We start from the raw sequence: 21,244 nt of genomic DNA, 5'->3' as shown, positions 1-21,244 counted from the left end.
CCACGGTATTGGCCCCGGGCGTGGCATAGGAATCTAAAACGCTCCGGTTTGCCGCCGTTTCCGCTACGCAGGCTGATGAAGCCAGAATCCAGATCGCATCCAGCATTGGTTCGTTCTGTCTTTCACAGGAGATACCAGCAAAAACCAGCTAGGAGCAGGCGGGGCCATGCCCGAGCCAGATCGCATCATTCGCCTCAAAACTGTCCTCGCTCGGACCGGGCTGTCCCGCTCAACAATCTATCGCAAGATCGCCGAAGGCACGTTCCCTGCTCAAATCAAGATCAGCATAAACGGGGCGGGTTGGAGAGAATCCGATATTAATCGATGGGTGAGCAATCCGGTTGCGTGGCGAACGGAGCGTCAGGTCTGATTGCGAGACAAACGAACACCAGGGCCGCCGCCATTCTCTGGAATGAACTCAATGCCGGCGCTCTCGAACGTGCTTCTTATCAGATCCACCGTCGATTGCTTCAACACCTCGCCTCTTTCGAAGCGAACAATCGTCTGGGTGGATACTTTGGCTTCTTTTGAGAGGTCCAAAACGCCCCATCCTAATGCAGCCCGAGCCATACGGCACTGCACCGGATTCATGAAATCACCATTTTATGGTGATTTTGGTTGCTTAGATTATGCACTATGTGTAGTCTCGGTTTCACTTGGCGGCCGGATGGGTGATGCAACACCAATCCGGCCTGGCCACGCCAAAGCTGTTGAGGAGCTCGGATCATGGCTGATTCCGACAATAGCACGTCTTTGCCTTCCGTCACGCACGGGCAAGGGCAACGACAGACTGCGGACGTGTCTGGGAGTTTCGAAGATCTAGACCCGGCTGTTACGCTGCTACGAGACTGGCTGCGGGCACAGCATGTTTCAAACGTCCTTTGCCGGCTTCAACAGCGCCTAGAGAGGCGCATTCTTGACGCTGCAGGCGCGGAAGCAATGGATGAGAAAGTCGGCTATTCGATCGCTTGCCAAGCGGAGGTCGAGGCCACAACTGCGGCTTTGAAGCTTCAGGACAAACTCCCCCACATTCAGGCGCGGTCGCTTCTTGGAATCGTCGCCAAGCTCGAAATCATCGCTGGCGCGGATCGCGACATCGACGATCCAACAGACTTTCCCTGGCCGCATATCGCCTCGATCCTTGACGACTTGAAGAAAATCGCCGGGAGCCTGCCGCCTGAGCGGCCTGAGCGATCAGTCGTTCAGGCACACTGCAGGCAATATCAAGCGATGGCGGCCAAACTGATCGGCCTGGAAAACCAGGCCGCCAACCCTCATTTGGGGTTCCCCGTGCATCCCTCCCGCGTCATTCAATCCCCAAATGAATGCCAAGTCATGTCAGCGTCGGCCCATTCTTCCCATGCCTAGGGGGAATGGCACGTGGCTGCCATTTAGTCTTGAATAGTTCGTCTACCTTACGGGAATTTTCGGCTAGATCAGCATTCTCATGCCACTTCTCCACCAGCGGGAGGGCCGCATCGACAGGCGCTGGTGTGCTGATGTCGTCCACGATGACGTACCATCGATCTCGCTTCGAATCGTACTTGTGTTTTTGGCCGATTGCCTCAGCGGCCAGCCATATTTTGTCGTTCAGATTCCGGCAAACCAAATAGGTCGCTGATGGGATTTACGCACGATTGTCACACATATTCAGCGTGTAACGTGTGTGTCGGAGTTCACCAGTTCTTGTCAGCGCACTCTTGGCAACCAGATCCTGCAGGTCCCTCGTCGCCGTAGCGCGCGACGCCTGGGTGATGGCGATGTAATTCTCGGCGCTAAGACCGCCCTTGAAACCTTCGACACCTTCGCGGAACATTCGAGCGATGACTTTTTCCTGGCGCTCGTTGAACTGATCCCGATGGCGCTCGTAGAATTTGGCCTTGGCGACGGAGAATTCGACACGAGCAAGCGTTACGCGCTGCGCTCCGAGGATCGTGTCGGCGAAGTACAGCAGCCAGTCGGTGATCGCGTTGCTCTTGTTGCTGGCTTCCAGCCGGTCGTAATAAGCCTTGCGATGACGTTCGATCGTATAGGCCAGCGCGATGAGGCTCGGCTCGCCCAGATTTTGCGCCAGCGCCTTTTCGCAAAGCGCGCGTCCTATGCGGCCGTTGCCGTCTTCGAACGGATGGATGCTCTCAAAATAGAGGTGTGCGATTCCAGCGCGCGTCAGCGCAGGGATCGGAGTCTTGCCCTTGGGGGCAGTATCGTTGAACCAAATGGCAAAGGCGTCCATTTCCGCCTTCACGCGCGACGAGGGTGGCGCCTCGAAATGCACTTTGGGCTTGTCCAGCCGGTTAGAGACGATCTGCATGGCATCGGCATGCTGGCGATAGTTGCCGATCGTCTCAATGCGCCGCTCGCCGGACATCACCATCTTGTGCCAGGCATAGAGCGCGCGATGCGAGAGCGGGTTGGCAAAATGCAGATACACGTCGGCCATCATTTCGGCGATGCCCCGCTCGGCGGGCGGGATGCGCCTATGCTCGCCTCCGAGCCCAAGCTGCTGCCGCAAGGACGATTGCAGGCTCTCGCGGTTGAGGTACTCCCCTTCGATGGCGGATGTCTTTAAGGCCTCTTCGCTGATTAGATCGATGCGGATCTGGTCGCGGTCATCGGGGCCGACATGGCGGAACACGCCCAGGAACTCGCCCGATCGCAATAGGAACTCGCTTTCCAGCGGGTCCAATGCCATCTTGTCGTAGGTAAAATGCGGCCAGTCGGCCTGCTCCCAATTCCATGCCATGAGCTATAGAGCGCCTTTCTATAACTCATGATATCGGAAAAGGTGAGCTATAGCAATCTTATCTATGCCTCAGCCGGCACCCATTAGATGGTCTCCGGCCTCCCCCAGAAATTCGACATATTGACCGTGAAGGAACCATAATCGCATGAGTAGAGTTGGGCCACCGAGATACACCATGACCAAACGCTTGAGCCCCCAAGCTGAACCGGCCGCAACCACCGGTAAGTTGGCGGGGAACGGGCAATACTCGACAGTGATCGGTCTTAGGGTGCCCGAACACACGTCCGATTGCTTCCGTTGCGCTTCCGCGACGAGTTTCCAGCCCTCTTCTCGCGGAAAAGAGGCCTTGCTAACCGCCTGTTTTCACAGTATAAAAGTGGCGCACCCGACAGGATTCGAACCTGTGATCTCTGCCTTCGGAGGGTATCGGCTAACCTCTGTCCCCAAATTGGAAAGTTTTGGACAAGGGCGCGTGCCTCCCGCTTCTCTGCAGGACCGTAGGCAAATGCACCGACAGGGTCGAAGAGATCACGGACGACATAATCAGGAGATTGGAGTCGGCCTGCAGAAGTCAAATCGTGCCCCGCCTTCGGCGCCAGGCGATTTCGCGATAAAGCGCCTCGGGACTGACACCTACTTCATGGGCCAACATTGACCAGTGTCCCCTGGCGGGAAGGCTCCCATGACAGGACAACCACGCATCGAGGCGAGCCGCGACTGTCTTGAGGGACAATATCTCCGACTGCAGTCGCGCCTGTTGAACTTCGTGTGCCAGATAGCGCGCCCAAGCGATCGCCAGTTCCGTGTCCTCCTCGATCCGAGCGAGCAACCCGGCGCGCGGAATGGCCCAGGTCACGCCAGCAACCTCCGCTCGGGCCGCGCAATGGTAAGAGGCTGAATACAACGAGGCTTCAGCCAAGATGGAATTTGGACCCGCACGCTGAAGGATGAGTGCTGTCCCGTTGTCCTGATGCCTGACCAGATGAACAACGCCCGAACGCACGACGTGAATGAAACAGACGGGATCACCTAGATGAAACACCGGTGCTCCCGCCGCGAACGCAATCTCGCGGCCTTCCAGATGGTCGAGCAGAGCAATTAGTGGGGGTGACATGATTTCTATCATGTAGCGTTGATCGAGGCCATGGCAAGCATGCCTGGCCAACGGAGCACTTGCCATGATACGCGCGCTCGCACTCACCGCTTGCCTAGCTTCTTCCGCAGCCTCTGCCCAGCAAGCCCAGACAGGGGGAATGGACCACAAGATGCATATGCAGATGATGAGTGCACAACCCGCCGGTGCTTCGGTACCGACGGAGCCGGGCCAAGGCGCGTTCGCAGCGATCCAGGAAATCGTGGCCATTCTGGAGGCTGATCCCCATACAGACTGGTCCAAAGTGGACATCGATGCTCTGCGCGCGCATCTCGTCGACATGACCGCGGTTACCTTGGCCGCCGATGTGAAGTGCGAGCCCCTCGCGGGCGGAACCCGCTTCCTGGTCACTGGTTCGGGAGCCGTTCAGGCTTCAGTGCGTCGGATGGTGAAGGCCCATGCGACGACGATGAACGGGGTAGACGATTGGCGGTTCGACGCTTCCGATATCGACGGCGGCGCATCCCTCACCGTGTGGCCGCCGGCGAAGGATGTGGCCAAATTGCGCGGCCTTGGCTTCTTTGGGCTTATAGCGCTGGGCATGCATCATCAGCGGCACCACCTGATGATCGCGCGAGGCGAAAATCCTCATCTCTGATGCAGGAACCGAAGAATTCCGGCTGTCACGCGCTGCGGCCCGGCGTTCGGCACTGGCCCGGTTTAGGCCGCCAGTTCCTTTGGATATTAGAAGACGGGGGCAAACCCGGACTTTTTGGCTGAGCTATCTTCGCTTTTATCCAAGCCAGAATCCGGCCGCTCTGTTCTCATTCGAGTGCGCAGCACCCGGCAAATCGCGGGATGCCCCGCCCCGTCAGCAGCGTCGAGCAAGTATCCGTTGCTGCGCGGAGAACGACTGACCTGGCTTCAACGTCGCCGGGGGCCTGGATCCGCGTGCGGCCTTCGAGGGCATACTGATCGGTCTGAACTGTCGGGGTTGCCGGCCGCTTACACCGCCGTACCGACCAGCGCGCCGATGCCGGCGGTGAGCGCCATGGCGAAGGCGCCCCAGAAGGTGACGCGCAGCGTTGCACGTAGGAGGTTGGCGCCGCCCGCCTTGGCGCCGATGGCGCCCAAAAGGCCAAGGAAAAGCAGGGACGCCACCGAAACCGCCAGCACCAGCATGGAGGCCGGCGACAGTAGCACCATGATGAGCGGCATCGCGGCGCCGACGCTGAAGGTCGCCGCCGAGGTCAGCGCCGCCTGGATCGGCCGTGCCGTGGTCATTTCCGAAATGCCGAGTTCGTCATGGGCGTGCGCGGCCAGTGCGTCCTTTGCCATCAGCTGATCGGCGACCTGGCGCGCCAGACCAGTCTCCAGCCCGCGCTTGACGTAGATCTGCGCCAGCTCCTCGCGCTCGAATTCCGGCTGCGTCCTGAGCTCCTCTCGCTCGCGGGCGAGGTCGGCGGTCTCGGTGTCCGACTGGGAGCTGACCGAGACATACTCGCCAGCGGCCATCGACATGGCGCCGGCCACCAGCCCAGCTATGCCGGCGACCAGAACCTGCGAAGTCGGCGCGGCGGCCGACGCCACGCCGACGATCAGGCTCGCGGTCGAAACAATCCCGTCATTGGCTCCCAGCACGGCGGCGCGCAGCCAGCCGATGCGAGACACAAGATGGTTTTCGACATGCAGGCGGCTCATGCTTTTCTCCTGATCGTGCCTTCGAGTTTCGTGGCCGCCGCGACTGTATTGGAAATTGTACCGTACTTGCGGACGTTCTTGTGCAACAGCTCCAGCCGCGGGTCGGTTTCATCGGTGTCGACGACAAGCTCGTAGTCGATCGAGGCAATCCCCGGCGGGCTGTCGCGCCGAACGGCATGCAACGCGACCTCGACGCCGCGCAGTTCGAAACCAAGCATTGGCGTGACGCGCTCGATGCCCTTGATCATGCAGGCGGCAATCGCCGCGAGAAGCAGTTCGGCTGGATTGAAGGCATCTGCCCGGCCATCGAGACAGGTGTCGAGTACAAGCGCGGCGCTCTTGGTCGTGGCCACGCTGCCTCGTGCATTGGTCCGTCGGGCTTTAACGCTGTATTCGAACATTCCGCGGCCTTTCTCGCTGGCGCTTTTCCTGCTTGGTGTAAGTGACGCCTGGGCGTTCTGGCACTAAATCGGGCGCCCGGTATTGATCGAGGTCAGATCGCGGCGTGCCGCCGAACGTCCTAGGCCGAATCGACATTCAGCGTAGCCAGATCATTGCGGCAGCGAGGTGCATGAAGCCTGTGAAGTGAACTGTGCGTCGGTCATAGCGCGTAGCGAATCTACGGAAGTGTTTGAGGCGGTCGAAGCATCGTTCGATGCGGTTTCGGTGCTTGTAGATGTCGGTGTCGTGAGGGATGGCGACCTTGCGGTTGCGCTTGGATGGGATCCCCGCCTCGGCCTTCATGTCGGCGATGCGTTGGCGTAAGTCGTTGCTGTCATAATGTCGGCCAGCACGGCACAGGCCTGCTGGCCCTTCAGAAGATCAGGAGCAGCGGTGATGTCATTGGCTTGGCCAGGTGTGATCAGAAACCGCAAGGGACGGCCAAGCGTGTCGCAGAGCATGTGGATCTTGGTGGTCAGTCCCCCTCGGGAACGCCCCAGCGCCTGATCCTTGGCCCCCCTTTTTCCGGTCGCTGCCTGCTGGTGGGCGCGAACGATGGTACTGTCGAGCATCAGGTATTTGTTGTCGCGGTCAGCGGTCAGCGTGTCGAACACGCGTTCCCAAACGCCGGCATGGCACCACCGGCTGGAACGCCGATGAGCTGTCTTCCACTTGCCATAGCGTTCGGACAAGTCGCGCCAGTGCGCGCCCCACCAGGCGGTCCCGCTTCCCAAGAGCAGCTTTCCCAGACCCTGGCACGCCCAGGTCGACGGCGACGCCTTGCATCGATCGAGGATCTGTCCGGCAAGGCGTCGCCCGTCCTCCACATAGGCGCGGAATTTTCGCCAACCGAATAGCCTGACATCGGATCTTGCCAATCGAAGAGGAGGAACGGCTAGGGCACATTCTGGAAGACAATTTGTGCCTTCAGACGGCTGGAAGAGACAGCCCGTGCTTTACGCCTATCTCCGCCAGTTCAGATCCGTCCGTGGCGACCAGCGTCGATCTCGTTAATGATGCCGAAGCCGGCATCCTTCAGAACGGCCGTCGTGTGTTCGACCGCCGCATCAAAGCTGGAGGCCAGCGTCTTGGAAAATAGTAGCTCATGATCTTGTCCTTGCTGGCTCACGCGGGAGTTGGGGTTGGTTCGTCGGCCGCCGTGAGCTCTGCCGGCGCGTCGCTGTCGGTGCCCGGCTTCGAGCCGCCTCGAAGCGCCACGTAGATGGCGGGAATGACAAGCACCGTCAGCAGCGTCGACGAGGCGAGGCCAAACAGCAGCGAAATCGCCAACCCTTGGAAAATCGGGTCGGTCAGGATGACCGCCGCCCCGATCATCGCTGCGATCGCGGTGAGCAGGATCGGCTTGAAGCGGATGGCGCCGGCCTCAAGCAACACGTCGACCAGCGGCCTGTCGGTGCCCTTGGAATGGCGAATGAAATCCACCAGCAGGATCGAGTTGCGCACGATGATGCCGGCAAGTGCGATGAAGCCGATCATCGAGGTGGCCGAGAACGGGGCGCCGAAGGCCCAATGGCCGATCATGATACCGATCAGGGTCAGCGGGATCGGCGTCAGGATAACCAGCGGCAGCCTGAACGAACCGAACTGCGCCACAACGAGAATGTAGATGCCCAGGATCGCCACTATGAAGGCCGCGCCCATGTCGCGGAAGGTGACCCACGTCACCTCCCACTCCCCGTCCCACAGAAGTGTAGGCTTGGATTCGTCGCCCGGTTGGCCGTGCAGTGCGATCGTCGGTTTCGGCAGGTCAACCCAATCCGCTTTGGCAATGGCCTCGTCGACAGCGAGCATGCCGTAAACGGGCGCCTCGAACTCGCCCGCGAGTTCCCCCGTCACCATTTCGGCGGGCCGGCCGTTGTGGCGGAAGATCGGGTAGGATGCCGGCTCGCGCGTCATCCGCACGACGTCGCCGAGCTCCACCACGTCGCGTGCGCCGGGCAGAGCGTTCGCCGGCACCGGTGTCGTCAGGGCGCGCTGGTCGACCACGCCGTCACTCTTCGAGAGCGCCACGCGGATCGGGATCGGCTGGCGGCCGCCGCCGCGATGTGAGTAGCCGACTGTCGTGCCGCCGTAGAGGTAGTTCAGCGTATCGTACACGTCGGACTGCTCGACCTTGTAGTATTCGAGGTTGTCCTGGTCGATCGACAGCCGCACGCGCTGCGGCTGGTTGTGGAAGCTGTCGTCGACGTCGACGATGAACGGAATAGAGGCGAACGTCTCGCGCACCTTTGTCGCCACCGCACGGCGCGTCTCGGCGTCAGGCCCATAGATCTCCGCGAGCAATGTCCCCATCACCGGCGGACCAGGCGGTGGCTCGACCACCTTGAGCACGGTGCCTTCTGGCATGGCCATGCCCTTCAGCCGTTCGCGGATGTCAAGGGCGATGGCATGGCTTGGACGACTGCGCTCTCCCTTCCCCACCAAGTTGACTGCGACGTCGCCCTGCTCGGGCCCAGAGCGAAGATAGTAATGGCGCACAAGGCCGTTGAAGTTGAACGGGGCTGCCGTTCCGGCATAGGTCTGGAAAGAGACCACCTCGGCCACGTCGGCGAGGCGGTTCACCACCGCCTGCAACAGCCGGTTGGTGTCCTCGACAGAGGAGCCTTTGGGCAGGTCAGCAACCACCTGCAATTCGGTCTTGTTGTCGAACGGCAGGAGCTTCACCGTGACGTGCCTGGTGTAGATGAGCACCATGGAAGCCATGGTCGCGGCGCCGACGACGAGCAGGAAGGTCCACGACCGAAACCGCGACTTCAGGATGGGCCTTGCGACCGCGATATAGGCGCGGCCGAGCGCGCCACCGGGGCTACTGGCATCATGGACATGCGCCGAGGCGTGGCCCTTCTTGCCGAATTTCATCATCAGCCATGGCGTCAGCGTCACCGCGACGAAGAAGGAGAACAGCATCGCCGCCGAGGCGTTGGCCGGGATCGGGCTCATATACGGCCCCATCAGGCCCGACACGAACAGCATCGGCAGGAGCGCCGCGACCACGGTCAGCGTCGCCACGATGGTCGGGTTGCCGACCTCGGCCACGGCGTCGATCGCCGCCTGCTTGCGGGACCGCCCATCGTCCATGGACCAGTGCCGGGCGATGTTCTCGATCACCACGATGGCATCGTCGACGAGGATGCCGATGGAGAAGATCAGCGCGAACAGGCTGACCCGGTTCAGCGTGTAGCCCATGATGCGCGAGGCAAACAGCGTGAGCAGGATGGTCGTGGGGATGACAAGGGCCACCACCAGCGCCTCTCGCCAGCCGATGGCGACTGCAACCAGCACGACAATGGAGATCGTGGCAAGGCCGAGATGGAAGAGCAGTTCGTTCGCCTTCTCGTTCGCGGTCTCGCCATAGTCGCGGGTCACGACCATCTCGACGTCCTTCGGGAAGATTTCGCCGCGCACCTGGTCAAGACGCTTGACGATCGTGTCCGCGATGACAACGGCGTTGGTCCCGGGCCGCTTGGCAACCGCCAGCGACACGGCCGGCGCCCGTTCAAGCCCCTTGTCGGACTTGACAATGTTGGTGACGAGGTTCTCCGCAGGCGACGTCGCCAAGACAATTCTGGCCACGTCGCGCACATAGACCGGCCGCCCGTCGCGCGCAGTCAGAAGCAGGTTACCGATGTCGGCGAGCGTCTGCAGGGTCTGGCCGGCCACCAGCACGCGCTGCTTGCCCTCATCGCGCACCGTGCCGATCTGGAAAGACCTGTTGGCGCCGGTGATCTTGGCCGTCAACTGCTGCAGCGTGATGCCGTAAAGAGAGAGTTTTTCCGGGTCCGGCTCGATCTGGATCGCTTCCGGCTCCTCGCCGACGATGTAAGTCAGGCCAATGTCCGGCAGCTTGGCGACCTCGACCTGAAGCTCGTGCGCCAGTCGGCTTAGATCGGCCGAGGAATAGCGGCCGGCCGCCTCGGGTGTCGGCGTCAACGTCACCACCACAATCGCGACGTCGTCGATACCGCGCCCGACGATGAGCGGCTCGGGGATGCCGACCGGGATGCGGTCCATGTTGGCGCGCACCTTGTCGTGAACACGCAAAACGGCGGCGTCGGAACTGGTGCCGACCTTGAAGCGGGCAGTCACCAGCGCACCGTCGTCCACGGTTTGCGAGTAGACATGCTCGACACCGTCGATGCCCTTGATGATGGTTTCCAGCGGCTCGGTCACGAGCTTGACGGCATCCTCCGCCTTCAGCCCGTTGGCCGCGACATGGATATCCACCATGGGCACGGAAATCTGCGGTTCCTCCTCGCGTGGCAGCGTGGCCAGGGCCACAAGCCCGAGCGCCAGTGCCGCCAACAAGAAGAGCGGCGTCAGCGGCGAGGCGATGAACGAGCGGGTGAGCCCGCCGGCGATGCCAAGTTTCATGGTACGACGACCTTGTCGCCTTCGGCGAGCCCGGTCAGAACCTCGACCCGCGGCTGGCCGCCATCCTGGTACCGCTCGCCGAGCACGACTGCCACGCCGAGCGGTCCGTCCGCCGTATTGACTGTGACGTAGTCGATCCCATGCACCGTGGTGACCGCCTGCGGCGGCACGCCCAGCATGGTTCGCTTCGCGACTGGAATCGACACCAGCGTGCGCTCGTTGACGAAGAAGCTGCCGATGTCGGCGACCTCGACATCGGCGATGACGCGGCCGTTCTCGATCTCCGGATAGACCTTGGCGACCCGGCCCTGGCGGGCCTTGACGAAACCGCCATCCGCGCCGGCACCGCGTTCGGCGATATCGACCTGGGCCCCCTCCGTGATCTCCGTCGCATGCCGCTCCGGCAGCGACAGTCGCAGATAGTATTGTCCCGAAGCGATCCGGGCGACCGGTTCGCCTGCCATGATCACCGAGCCGGCCGTCACTGGAACTGTCAGCACCCGACCGTCGGCTGGAGCCAAGGTATCGCCTTCCTTGGCGCTCTGCTGGGTAACGGCCTTTTCGGCAACGGCAGCCGCCAGCTGGCTCGTGATGACGTCGAACTGGGTCTGAGCTGCATCGACCCGGCTCTGGGTCGCGGCGCCTTTGGCCAACAAGTCCTGGGAGCGCTGCAGATCGGTCTTGGCATTCTCCATCTGGGAATTGAGAGCGCCGATCTTGGCATCGGCTGCGCGAAGCTGCAGAGCTATTTTGTCGTCGACGACGGTAGCGACCACATCACCCTTTTTGACGACCTGGCCTTCCGTTACCCGCACGTCGGTGATGGTACCGGAAAGGCGAGCGCGCGCCGGCACGATTGTGCGGCTCTCGACCTGACCGTAAACGGCCTTCATCTCGATGACGGTGGCTGCCTTGACTGTGAAGTCCCCCGCAAACGCGCCGCCGTTGACGAGCAGCGTGATGCCGAGCGGAAGCCCGTTGGTCAGGAGGAATCGTACGTATCTCATCGCTATGTGCCGTTCTCGGAACGAATTGAAAGGACGGGAGGCGCGAAGGCACCTCCCGTTCGGGACGGCGGTCCTGGAAAGTCGGGTGTTACTTGAAGGCGACGCCGCTCTTGCAGCCAACTTTCTTGAAGACAATAGCTGCCGGGCACCAGCCAGTAAGCGAGGCCTGGACCATGTTAAGCCCAGCAAAGGCGGTCAGGAGGAACCAGTAGAACGAATAGTAATAGCCGAGCGCGACGGAGATCAGCACCATGAACCCCGCGAACATCAGAACTGCCTTGTCGATCGTCATGATCTTGTCTCCTTAAATCTGCGCCGTGCCTATTCGGCCGGCTCCATGTGAATGGCCTTGAGCTTCTTGATGCCGAGCAAGTCGAGTGCCAGTCCCTCGTAGAAGGTCTCGCTCTTGCCCTGCCGGACCTTGTGCAGGAAATATTTCTCGAACCCGACCTTGGCCGCGTGCACCCACTTTCCCTGCGATGACCAGTTGAGGCGTGGCGGGATCTGCGGCTGCGCCACGAAGGCGATGCCCTCGTCGCCGGAGTCGGCCAGGCAGACCGCGTTCCAGGTCGCGACAGCCCGCGGTTCCTCGCCGCGCAACAGCGCGCCAATGTTTTCCGCCGTCGCCGTGACCATGGATTCGATCATGAAGCCGGTCTTTGGAACGCCGACCGGTAGCGGCGTCTTGCCGAGTGGAGGAATGGCGACGCAGACGCCGATCGAAAAGATGTTCGGATAAGTCTGGTTCCGCTGATGCTTGTCGATCGTGACGAAGCCGCGCGGATTGACCAGGCCCTCTATGTCCTTCACCGCCGGCACGCCACGGAAGGCCGGAAGCATCATCGAGAAGGTGAACGGCAGGTCGTGCTTGGCCTTCAGCGCACCATCCTCGTTCACTTCCTCCACATGCATGGTTCCAGCATCGACTGACGTCACCTTGGCGTTGGTGATCCACTTGATGTGGCGATCGCGCATGGCACTCTCGAGCAGACCCTTGGTATCGCCGACGCCGTCCAAGCCGAGATGACCGATATAGGGTTCCGGCGTTACGAAGGTCATCGGCACCCGGTCGCGCACCTTGGCTCTGCGCAGCGCGGTGTCGAGGATGAAGGCGAATTCGTAGGCGGGTCCGTAGCAGGATGCCCCCTGGACGGCGCCGACGATCACAGGGCCCGGATTGCGGACGAGTTCATCGACCTTCGCCTTGGTGGCGGTCGCATGGTCGATATGGCAGATCGACTGCGTATATCCAGCAGGTCCGAGGCCGGGCACCTCATCGAACGCGAGGTCCGGCCCGGTCGCGATGATCAGGTAGTCGTAGTCGACAAACGTCCCGTCGTTGAGCTCGATCCGGTTTTCCTTCGGATACACTTTCTTGGCGCCTTCGGGTTTGAGCGCGATGTTTCGCCGCTTGAAGGTTGCGGCGAGATCGACTGTGATGTCGTCGCGCTTGCGCCAGCCGACTGCTACCCAGGGATTGGAAGGCACAAAGGAATAGGATGTGCCGAGATTGACGACGGTGAGGCTGTCCTCACGGCGCAGCGTCTCTCGCATTTCATAGGCCATGATGGTTCCACCAAGACCGGCCCCGAGGACGACGACATGTGACATAGGGTTTCTCCCGATGTTTCTCGTTCGAGCAAACTGACAGCAAGGCAGCCGGCTTGTGTTGATCTGGCGCAATTTCCGAAGGCGGGGAGCGCGATGATAAGGATTTCACTGCTCGTGCGCCTATCGATGGGCTTGCAATTAACATTCAAAAGTTTTAAATTCAAGAGTATGAATGTAAAAGAGATGATCCCAGCTTCGGGAAAGGCGGCGGAGCTGCTCAGGAGCCTGTCCCATCCGCAACGGTTGCTGGTCCTCTGCGCGTTGGGGAAGGATGAACGTTCAGTGGCGGAACTGCGCGAGTTACTTGGCATCGAGCAAGTGCCGATGTCGCAGCAACTCATGCGATTGCGTGCTGACGGCCTGGTCGAATCGCGCCGCGAAGGCACGACTGCCTATTACCGCATCACGCGGCCGGAGGTGCTCACCGTCGTCGAAGCGCTTCACGCGGCTTTCTGTCCCTGACGATAAGCTGTTGCGATCGACATCTCATAGGCAGCGCCCAGCATGCTGCCTCCGGAAAAACAGGAGAAGTGCAATGTCTGGATGTGGAACGTGGTCGGCGGCCAAGACACTGACGCCGACGCAAGTGCGTCAGCTGGGTGACGCTGTCACGCTTGTCGATGTCAGGGAGGAAGGCGAATGGGCATCTGGGCATATAGCCGGCGCCGTCCATATTCCACTAGGCAGGCTTCGTGAAGAGATGGACCGGATTCCATCCGGCAAACCAGTCGTGTTTTATTGCCACGCCGGCGGCCGGTCATCGCAAGCGATCGCCGTCGCCATGGCGGCAGGGCAGGCGCACGATACGCATATGGGTGGCGGCATCAGCGCCTGGCGTGGGCAAGGTTTCCCGTCTGCGGCTTGATAGCGAAGGTGTTGTCGCAACAGGTTTCGTTGCGGCGCCTCATGGGGCTTCCAAGTGCTCAATTTGCTCGGACGTTTGGGCGCGAACCGCGCGCAACTCGTACCAGAGGGCATTCAGGATGCCGACCGTGGCGGCCAGTCCGAGCCCGAGGATCCAGGCAAAATACCACATCGTGGCAATCTCCAATCTCTTTTCAGTACACCGATGAACCAGCCCCGCGTACCGAAGTTTCGCTGACCTTGCCCCAAAGCACGCTGTAGACCCAGGCTGTGTAGGCAAGGACCAGCGGTAGGAAGATGACAGTTGCGATCAGCATGTTGCGCAGCGTCGCCCGGCTTGAGGATGCGTCGAACACGGCAAGCGAATGGCCCGGATTGCTGCTTGACGGCAGAATGATCGGAAACATCGCCAGGCCGACAGTCGCAACGATGCAGAGCACGCCAAGCTTCGATGCGAGGAAAGTGAGGCCTTCGCGACGCGCTCGGAAGCCGGCCGCGGCGACCAGCGGCGCCACGATGCCGAGCGCGGGCACCAAGCAGAGGACCGGCGTGGCACTGAAGTTGCGCAGCCACGCGCTCGAATTCGCTATCACTGTCTTGCCGAGGGGATTGGACGGACCACCCCAGACGATGGCGCTGGTCACTTCATAGCCGCCGAGCAGCCCGAGCCAAACAAGCACGCCGCCGCCGGCAAACAGGGCAGCGGTGGCAAGCGCGGCCTTGCCGCCGATCAGGCGGGCGCGGTCAGCCACCGGCCCTTCCGCCTTGAATGTCAGCCAGGCCGCGCCGTGCATGACAAGCATGGTCAGCGAAACCAGGCCGCAATAAAGCGCCACCGGATTGAGCAGGCCGAACAGGGTGCCCTCATAGAACGGCCGCAGGTCGGTGGAGAAGTGGAACGGCACGCCTCTCAGCGCATTGCCCACCGCCACGCCGAAGATGAGCGCCGGCACGGCGCCGCCGATGAATAGTGCCCAGTCCCAGTTCGAGCGCCAGCGGGGATCCTCCCGCTTGGAGCGGTATTTGAAGCCGACCGGCCGCAGGATCATCGCGAACAGAACCAGGAACATGGCGAGGTAGAAGCCCGAGAAGCTCAACGCGTAGAGCGCCGGCCACGCAGCGAAGATGGCGCCGCCACCAAGCACGAACCAGACCTGGTTGCCTTCCCAGACCGGCCCGATCGTGTTGATGGCAACACGCCGCTCGATATCGGTTTTTGCCACGAAGGGCAGCAGTGCCCCGACGCCCATGTCAAAGCCGTCGGTCACCGCGAAGCCGATCAAAAGGACGCCCAGCAGCACCCACCATGTGATCCGCAGCGTTTCGTAATTAAAGAGGAAATCGATCATCGTCGTTGTTCCTTGCAGGTCCCGCGTTTACTGGGCGGCGACCAGATGGATTTTTATGCCTTCGCCGACGGGAGGCGTGATATCCGCGGCGACAGTCGGCCCTTTCGCTATCGCCTGCAGCATCAGCTTCACCTCGATCACGGCCAGCACGCCATAGACCAGGGTGAAGCCCAGGATGGTAATCACAAGGTCGGGAATGCCGAGCTCGGACGTTGCCAGGAAGGTCGGCAGCATGCCCTCGATGATCCAAGGCTGGCGGCCGAATTCGGAGACGAACCAACCGAGCTCCACGGCAAGCCATGGCAATGGCATCGCGATCAGCGCCATGCGCAACAGCCAGCGCGGCGCGGGTGTCTCGCGCATCGTGTGCCAGAGCGAGAGTGTAAAGACCGCAAGCAGCACGAAGCCGCACAGGACCATCAGCCGGAATGTGAAGAAGATCGCCGGCACCTCCGGCACGGTCGACCAGGCTGCCTGCTTGATCTGATCGTCAGTGGCCAGGCGCGGATCCTCGACGTAGCGCTTTACCAGCAGCGCGTAGCCAAGATCCTTGCTTGTCGCGTCGAAGCTCGCGCGTGCTGCTGCGTCGGCATGGTTGAGCTTGAGTTTTTCGAGCGCGTCATAAGCGGTTAGCCCGTTGCGAATGCGCCCCTCTGCCCTCTGGACGAGTTCGATGATTCCGGGGATTTCCTTGTCGATCGAGCGCGTGCCGATAAGGCCCATGACCCAGGGGATATGCACGGCGAAATGGGTCGTGCGATCGCTCATGCTGGGTACGCCGAAGGCCGTGAACGAGGCGGGAGCCGGCTCGGTCTCCCACATCGCCTCCATGGCGGCGAGCTTCATCTTCTGGTTGTCGGTGATGGCATAGCCGCTCTCGTCGCCAAGCACGATGACCGACAGCGAGGAAGCCATGCCGAAGGCCGCAGCGATGACGAAGGAGCGCTTGGCGAGATCGATGTGGCGCCCGCGCAGCATGTAGAAGGCCGAAACGCCGAGCACGAGGACGGCGCCGCAGACATAGCCCGCCGAAACGGTGTGGACGAACTTCGCCTGCGCCACCGGATTGAAGATGACGGCCATGAAGTCCGTCACTTCCATGCGCATCGTGTCGGGATTGAAGGCCGAGCCGACGGGATTCTGCATCCACCCATTGGCGATCAGGATCCATAGCGCCGAGAAATTGGTGCCCAGCGCGACAAGCCAGGTTACCACGAGATGCGCGCGCGCCGAGAGCTTTTCCCAGCCGAAGAAAAACAGTCCGACGAAGGTCGCCTCCAGGAAGAACGCCATTAGGCCCTCGATCGCGAGAGGGGCGCCGAACACGTCTCCGACATAGTGAGAATAATAGGCCCAGTTCATGCCGAACTGGAATTCCATGGTGATGCCGGTGGCGACACCGAGGGCGAAATTGATGCCGAACAGCACGCCCCAGAATTTGACCATGTCGCGCCAAATCGCGCGGCCAGTCATGACGTAGACCGTCTCCATCATCGCAAGCATGATAGAGAGACCCAGTGTCAGCGGGACGAACAGGAAGTGGTACATCGCAGTCAATGCAAATTGCAGCCGCGACAACTCCACAAGCAGTGGGTTGGTCATGGGAGAGCTCCGTTAGGCGTGCCCTTCGATAGCGTGTTCGGCGGTCGCGCCTTTTGATGTGCGTCAATTCACTGATGGCCCCGGCATGAGATTGAGCTGTCATGCTCGAAACTGTCCTGAAACACTGCGGCAAACGCCCAACGGAGGCAAATCCGCCGGAAGCGGCCAAGCCAGGGGCGCCTGCCCCCGGCAAGACACTTTGCGTTGCCCGCGGCCTTGCCGCTCCCGGTCTGCGTTGCGCCCTTGCATTGCAAGCGGCGCGCGCGGTGCTGCGGCTTGCCTTCGTAGGTCTGGCGGCAATGTTCGTGGGCCGTATGATCTCCGGGAATGCAAGCTGGCTGCTGCTTGGCGCGGCGCTGGTCAGCCTGATTCTCGGCTCTGTCGTCGGCCTGGGGGCCGACCTAGCCGTCGCCAACACGGAATTGAAAGTCGCCAACGGCCTGCTCGAGTCGGTGCGTCGAGCCCTAGCCGCGGCTCTTCCCGGCGACATCCAGGCGAAGCCGCTCGGAGCTTTGATCGCCGGACTGCAACGCTATCCGCAAGCCGTGGCCGGCCTGGCGGTCGGGCATCGCCTCGCGTCAACCATGCTGGGGCTGGGCCCGCTGCTTGCCGCAACCGTGATCCTCGCTGTTTCGTGGGAGGCGGCACTGGCGCTCGTCGTTCTGACCCCGGTGATGATCGTTTTTTTCGCTCTGATTGGCGGCGCGATCCGCAGCGGCGCCGAGGCTCAGGAAAGAGCGTTCGGCCGTCTCGCTGCACAGTTCGCCGATCGCATCCGCACCTTGCCGACCATTCTTGGAAACCACGCGCTGAGCCGGGAAAGGCGCAAGCTCGCGGTGCGGCTGGATACCTACGCCTCGGGCACGATGGGCGTGCTCAGGATCGCCTTCCTCAACGCCGGCATCATCGACTTCTTCTCGTCGCTGTCGATCGCGATGCTCGCCGTGTTTCTCGGCCTCGGCCATCTCAAGCTCGTCAGCATCCCTGGCTTCGCCGACCTCCAGCTCTGGCAGAGCCTGTTCATCCTGATGATCGCGCCGGAGTATTTCGCCCCGTTCCGGCGCTACGCGGAGCAGTATCACGCCAAGGCCGAGGGCCTCGCCGCCGCCACCGCGCTCGATACCCTCGTTCTGGCCGCTCATCCGCAATCGTCGGCTTTCGAAGCCGCCATCGTGACCCGAGATCTGGCCGGTGCCGCATCGCTTCTGCCCCGCACCGGGTTGGTAGCCATCACCGGACCGAGCGGATCGGGCAAGTCGACCCTGCTGCGCCACCTTGCCGGGATCGGGTCCGCGCCATCTTTCGAAGCGGATCTCTACACCCGCCCAGGCATCGCTTGGTGCTCCACCGACATCTATGTGCCGGAAGGCACGCTTGGCGGCGCCATCGCCTGGCGAAACGGCCCATGTTGCCGGACCCGGCTGTTGCTTGCTGCGGGCACTGTCGGTCTTCTCGACGAAGTGCTTCTGCCCGGCGGGCTTGACGCGCTGATCCAGGCCGGCGGTGAAAACCTCTCCGGCGGACAACGGCTGCGTATTGGCCTGGCGCGTGCGCTGATCTCGGGCCGGGCCATCTTTGCCGACGAGCCGACCGCCAAGCTTGATCCCGGCAGCGCCGCGATGGTGCGTCGTGCGCTTGTGGAGGCGGCGTGCAGCCGGATCGTCCTGGTGGCAACGCATGACACAAGCCTGGCCATGCTTGCCGGCACAACCATAGACCTCGGCGCGGACAACGGTCAGGCACGGGAGAACGTCGCATGAACGCCGCCGCGTCCTCGGTCACCGAGCAATCGCGGATCGGCCCACCGCAAGAGCCAGTTCGAAACAGGGCACCGTGGCGCCTCGCCCTGGGTTTGGCGCTTGCCGCCCTGGCGGGCGGAATCCTGCTGACCGGCGTGTCCATTTGGTTTCTCGGCGCTGTCGCACTGGCGGGCCTGACGCCCGCCGCGTTGACATTCAACTTCCATGTGCCGGCCGCATTCATACGCCTGTTCGCTCTGACCCGGACGGCGGCCAAATATGGCGAGCGCGTTGTCGGCCATCGGGCGGCGCTCACCGATCAGGTTCTTCGCCGTTCGACGCTGTTCGCCGCGATGGCCGCGGCACCGTCCGTGCGCAAGGCCGGCTGGCAGCTTGGCAATCAGGACCGCCTTGCCGACTATCTCGACGAGGTCGAGGACGTGGATTATGCGCGCCTGCGCGTAAGCCTGCCGTCAGCGACCCTTGGCGTCGCCATTCTCTTGCTTGTCGCAGCGACCCTGTTGATAGCGCCGCTGGCAGTCGTGCCGATCCTGTCGCTCATCTCGGTAAACATCGTCGGGGCCTATTTCCTCGCAAACCGAGCCGACGCCGATCTGGCGGCCATGCGCGAAAGCAGGCAGCAGGCCTCCCGCCTGCTTGGCGCCGCGATACAGGCCGTGGTGCCATTGCAAGGCGAACGCCGCTGGGGTCTCACGATCGAAGCGCCGTTCGACGGTTACGCCAATGCCCAGACGCGCGCGATGGCGCTTCGCCACTGGCAGGCACTGCTCGACACGCTGGCCAACTGCCTTGCGCCTTGTGCAATGCTGAGCATTCTGGTGTCCGCCTGGTTGTCAGGTCTGCGTGGCGAGGCACTGCTGCCGCCTGCCCTACTGGCCTTCGCCTGGCTGGCCGTCGCTGAATCGGTGTTGGGCACATCGAAGATCGTCGTCGCCTTCGCGCGCGAGAAAGCAGCCCGATCGGCTCTGGCTCAATGGAACGCGCCGGATGGCGTAACGCGTAAGCATGTCACGGAACGGATCTCGTCGTTGACGTTGGACCGGTTGCCGCGCCACGCAGCGGATGGCCGGCTGATCGGCAGGCCAATAAGCGCGACCCTCAAGGCCGGCAGGCCAACTGTCCTGCATGGTGCCAGTGGCTGCGGCAAGACCTCGCTGTTGAAGCAGATCGCTGGCTGGCTCGACGCCAGTGACGAATGCCTCCTGGGTGATGATATCGAGCTCAGTGCGGATGCGCGCCGCGCCATGAGTTGCTTCTGCGCCCACGATGCGACGGTTCTTGCCGACACAGTGCGCGAGAACCTGTTTGCCCCGCACGCCAGCGACGATGAGCTGTGGCGCGCGCTGGACGCAGTGGAACTCCAGGGCAGGATGAGAGCGGCTGGCGGCCTGGATGGATGGATCACGCAAGATGTGCTGTCACTGGGTGAGGCGCAAAGGCTGAATCTCGCCCGATCATGGCTTTCCGACAGGCCCGTCATCCTTTTGGACGAACCAATCGAGCATCTCGCGGCCGAACAGGGCAAGCGCATCCTCCATGCGCTGCTGCAGCGGCTGCGGCAACGCATCGTCATCCTCTCGAGCCATGGCGAACTGATACCGAAAGGGGCCACAGCGATTAGGCTGCAAGGTTAGATAATAAAATCCGCTACAGCCGTCGAAGAAAGGCGTCATCCTTGCCGCCCTGTGGCCGATCTCCGCTCGTCGGAGCCGATCTCGACCTTGACCTCTTCGCGAAGAAAGGACGCAAGGCGGAGATCGATCTGGCTGAGCAATACCACAATCTGCTGGCTATGCTTAGGCTCACAGGCCGTCGACAGCTTTTGATTTTGCGCAAGGAAGTTTGCCGCCGCGATTTCTACCTTCCGCGAATGGCCCTAAATCTTCTCATCGGCACTGTCGTCATCAGTCTGACCGTTCTCGTCCACACATTTGGTCTGATCGCCGTCACACATGCGATGGGGCACATGGTCGCCCGCTTCCGCATGCACGGGCGCCGCAGCCGTATCGTCGCAATGATCAGCGTAGTGATGGGCCTTTTTGCGATCATGACCGCCGAGGTCTGGCTTTGGGCTGGGTTGTACCGGATGCTCAACATCTTCGCCGACTTCGAAACTGCGTTGTACTTCTCCACCATCACTTTCTCGACGGTTGGGTACGGCGACATTGTGCCCGCCCATGCATGGCGTGTCCTGGCGGCACTCGAGGGCGTCAACGGCTTCTTGCTCATCGGCTGGTCGACCGCCTATCTGATCGCTGCAGGCACCCGCATCGGACCGTTCAAGGCCGGCGAGCATTTCTGACGCGGCCAACTCAGACTACTAGGGAATGTCGCGCTTGCCGGTTTCGGCCTATGTCGCGATGCTCCTGACAAGGGGCCGGCATTCGGCGCGACGAAGCGGTCACCGTTGCGGCAAGCCACGCTGTTGGTGAAACGAGCACCATTGCAAATGGCATGTCCGCGCCATCTGAAAAATGCCACCGCCGAGGCCAGCGCCGCCTGGATCGGCCGCGCCGCAGTCAATTCCGAAATGCAGAGTTCGTCAGGCGCTGTCTCGGTCATTTCGCAGTCCGATACCAGCCGACCTCGACCATTGAGCGAGGCGAGTTGGCATGCCAAGCGCGTCCCTGGCCATCAACTGGTTGGGACTTGCAAGGCCAGTGTCGGCTGGCATCGTCTCG

21 protein-coding genes and 1 pseudogene are annotated in these 21,244 nt (G+C 61.9%); 8 read left to right on the top strand and 14 right to left on the bottom strand.

Annotated elements, in window-relative coordinates:
• Positions 1-166 precede the first annotated feature (166 nt).
• A complete protein-coding gene (locus EOA19_RS27885; RefSeq protein WP_128305426.1) occupies positions 167-370 on the top strand; it encodes an AlpA family phage regulatory protein in 204 nt (67 codons plus the stop codon).
• Here the strand turns inward: EOA19_RS27885 and EOA19_RS27880 are convergent.
• Positions 361-591: a transcriptional regulator gene (locus tag EOA19_RS27880; protein ID WP_206638130.1), complete on the bottom strand. Its 231-nt coding sequence runs from the start codon at positions 589-591 to the stop codon at positions 361-363. The genes EOA19_RS27885 and EOA19_RS27880 overlap by 10 nt on opposite strands.
• Positions 592-726: 135 nt before the next feature.
• Between EOA19_RS27880 and EOA19_RS27875 the strand changes: the two genes are divergently transcribed.
• On the top strand, positions 727-1,368 hold the full coding sequence (locus tag EOA19_RS27875; RefSeq protein WP_245486358.1) for a hypothetical protein: 642 nt from the start codon (positions 727-729) through the stop codon (positions 1,366-1,368).
• Between the two features lie 259 nt (positions 1,369-1,627).
• Here the strand turns inward: EOA19_RS27875 and EOA19_RS27870 are convergent, their stop codons facing one another.
• Both EOA19_RS27870 and EOA19_RS35450 read right to left on the bottom strand, forming a co-directional pair.
• Positions 1,628-2,743 carry a Fic family protein gene (locus EOA19_RS27870; protein WP_128305425.1) on the bottom strand — a complete coding sequence of 372 codons (1,116 nt, stop codon included), beginning with the start codon at positions 2,741-2,743 and terminating at the stop codon, positions 1,628-1,630.
• A 571-nt stretch (positions 2,744-3,314) separates the two neighbouring features.
• On the bottom strand, positions 3,315-3,869 hold the full coding sequence (locus tag EOA19_RS35450) for a Crp/Fnr family transcriptional regulator (protein ID WP_164893061.1): 555 nt from the start codon (positions 3,867-3,869) through the stop codon (positions 3,315-3,317).
• Between the two features lie 127 nt (positions 3,870-3,996).
• Here EOA19_RS35450 and EOA19_RS35445 point away from each other — a divergent pair, with 127 nt between their 5' ends.
• A complete protein-coding gene (locus EOA19_RS35445; protein ID WP_164893060.1) occupies positions 3,997-4,494 on the top strand; it encodes a hypothetical protein in 498 nt (165 codons plus the stop codon).
• A gap of 347 nt (positions 4,495-4,841) precedes the next feature.
• On the opposite strand, the gene EOA19_RS27855 is transcribed toward EOA19_RS35445, so the two are convergent.
• The 8 genes and pseudogenes from EOA19_RS27855 to EOA19_RS27820 form a co-directional block, all read right to left on the bottom strand.
• A complete protein-coding gene (locus EOA19_RS27855) occupies positions 4,842-5,537 on the bottom strand; it encodes a VIT family protein (RefSeq protein ID WP_128305422.1) in 696 nt (231 codons plus the stop codon).
• Positions 5,534-5,938 carry an OsmC family protein gene (locus EOA19_RS27850; RefSeq protein WP_128305421.1) on the bottom strand — a complete coding sequence of 135 codons (405 nt, stop codon included), beginning with the start codon at positions 5,936-5,938 and terminating at the stop codon, positions 5,534-5,536. The genes EOA19_RS27855 and EOA19_RS27850 overlap by 4 nt, the downstream gene beginning before the upstream one ends.
• A gap of 136 nt (positions 5,939-6,074) precedes the next feature.
• Positions 6,075-6,688, bottom strand: a pseudogene (locus tag EOA19_RS36125) (IS5 family transposase); the annotation flags it as partial.
• Positions 6,689-6,954: 266 nt separating this feature from the next.
• Positions 6,955-7,107 (bottom strand): hypothetical protein, encoded by a 153-nt coding sequence (locus tag EOA19_RS35440; protein WP_164780090.1) that lies wholly within the window; start codon positions 7,105-7,107, stop codon positions 6,955-6,957.
• Positions 7,104-10,370, bottom strand: a complete 3,267-nt coding sequence (locus EOA19_RS27835) for an efflux RND transporter permease subunit (protein ID WP_128305419.1) — start codon at positions 10,368-10,370, stop codon at positions 7,104-7,106. Before EOA19_RS27835 ends, EOA19_RS35440 begins: the two co-directional genes overlap by 4 nt.
• Positions 10,367-11,377 carry an efflux RND transporter periplasmic adaptor subunit gene (locus EOA19_RS27830; protein WP_128305418.1) on the bottom strand — a complete coding sequence of 337 codons (1,011 nt, stop codon included), beginning with the start codon at positions 11,375-11,377 and terminating at the stop codon, positions 10,367-10,369. The genes EOA19_RS27835 and EOA19_RS27830 overlap by 4 nt, the downstream gene beginning before the upstream one ends.
• A gap of 88 nt (positions 11,378-11,465) precedes the next feature.
• Positions 11,466-11,669, bottom strand: a complete 204-nt coding sequence (locus tag EOA19_RS27825; protein ID WP_128305417.1) for a DUF2892 domain-containing protein — start codon at positions 11,667-11,669, stop codon at positions 11,466-11,468.
• A 29-nt stretch (positions 11,670-11,698) separates the two neighbouring features.
• Positions 11,699-12,988, bottom strand: a complete 1,290-nt coding sequence (locus EOA19_RS27820) for an FAD/NAD(P)-binding oxidoreductase (RefSeq protein ID WP_128305416.1) — start codon at positions 12,986-12,988, stop codon at positions 11,699-11,701.
• Positions 12,989-13,081: 93 nt separating this feature from the next.
• Between EOA19_RS27820 and EOA19_RS27815 the strand changes: the two genes are divergently transcribed.
• On the top strand, positions 13,082-13,450 hold the full coding sequence (locus EOA19_RS27815) for a metalloregulator ArsR/SmtB family transcription factor (protein WP_245486356.1): 369 nt from the start codon (positions 13,082-13,084) through the stop codon (positions 13,448-13,450).
• A 73-nt stretch (positions 13,451-13,523) separates the two neighbouring features.
• Positions 13,524-13,853 carry a rhodanese-like domain-containing protein gene (locus tag EOA19_RS27810; RefSeq protein WP_128305415.1) on the top strand — a complete coding sequence of 110 codons (330 nt, stop codon included), beginning with the start codon at positions 13,524-13,526 and terminating at the stop codon, positions 13,851-13,853.
• Between the two features lie 39 nt (positions 13,854-13,892).
• Here the strand turns inward: EOA19_RS27810 and cydX are convergent, their stop codons facing one another.
• The 3 genes from cydX to EOA19_RS27795 are packed head-to-tail and all read right to left on the bottom strand — an operon-like array spanning position 13,893 to position 16,803.
• Positions 13,893-14,024, bottom strand: a complete 132-nt coding sequence (gene cydX / locus EOA19_RS27805) for a cytochrome bd-I oxidase subunit CydX (protein WP_127293707.1) — start codon at positions 14,022-14,024, stop codon at positions 13,893-13,895.
• Between the two features lie 22 nt (positions 14,025-14,046).
• The gene (gene cydB / locus EOA19_RS27800; RefSeq protein WP_127293709.1) at positions 14,047-15,201 is read right to left on the bottom strand and encodes a cytochrome d ubiquinol oxidase subunit II; all 1,155 of its coding nucleotides are present in this window, start codon (positions 15,199-15,201) and stop codon (positions 14,047-14,049) included.
• 27 nt (positions 15,202-15,228) lie between these two features.
• A complete protein-coding gene (locus EOA19_RS27795) occupies positions 15,229-16,803 on the bottom strand; it encodes a cytochrome ubiquinol oxidase subunit I (protein ID WP_128305414.1) in 1,575 nt (524 codons plus the stop codon).
• Between the two features lie 101 nt (positions 16,804-16,904).
• On the opposite strand from EOA19_RS27795, the gene EOA19_RS27790 reads away from it, so the two are divergent.
• The 3 genes from EOA19_RS27790 to EOA19_RS27780 are packed head-to-tail and all read left to right on the top strand — an operon-like array spanning position 16,905 to position 20,865.
• Positions 16,905-18,563, top strand: coding sequence for an ABC transporter transmembrane domain-containing protein (locus EOA19_RS27790; protein WP_128305413.1), 1,659 nt, complete (start codon positions 16,905-16,907; stop codon positions 18,561-18,563).
• Positions 18,560-20,197, top strand: a complete 1,638-nt coding sequence (locus tag EOA19_RS27785; protein WP_128305412.1) for an ATP-binding cassette domain-containing protein — start codon at positions 18,560-18,562, stop codon at positions 20,195-20,197. Before EOA19_RS27790 ends, EOA19_RS27785 begins: the two co-directional genes overlap by 4 nt.
• Positions 20,198-20,238: 41 nt before the next feature.
• On the top strand, positions 20,239-20,865 hold the full coding sequence (locus tag EOA19_RS27780; protein ID WP_245486354.1) for a potassium channel family protein: 627 nt from the start codon (positions 20,239-20,241) through the stop codon (positions 20,863-20,865).
• The last annotated feature ends 379 nt before the right edge of the window (positions 20,866-21,244 follow it).

Source organism: Mesorhizobium sp. M7A.F.Ca.US.010.02.1.1, assembly GCF_004023085.1.
Taxonomy (GTDB): domain Bacteria; phylum Pseudomonadota; class Alphaproteobacteria; order Rhizobiales; family Rhizobiaceae; genus Mesorhizobium.
The sequence above is the reverse complement of the archived record's forward strand: the minus strand, read 5'-3'. Positions and strand labels throughout refer to the sequence as shown.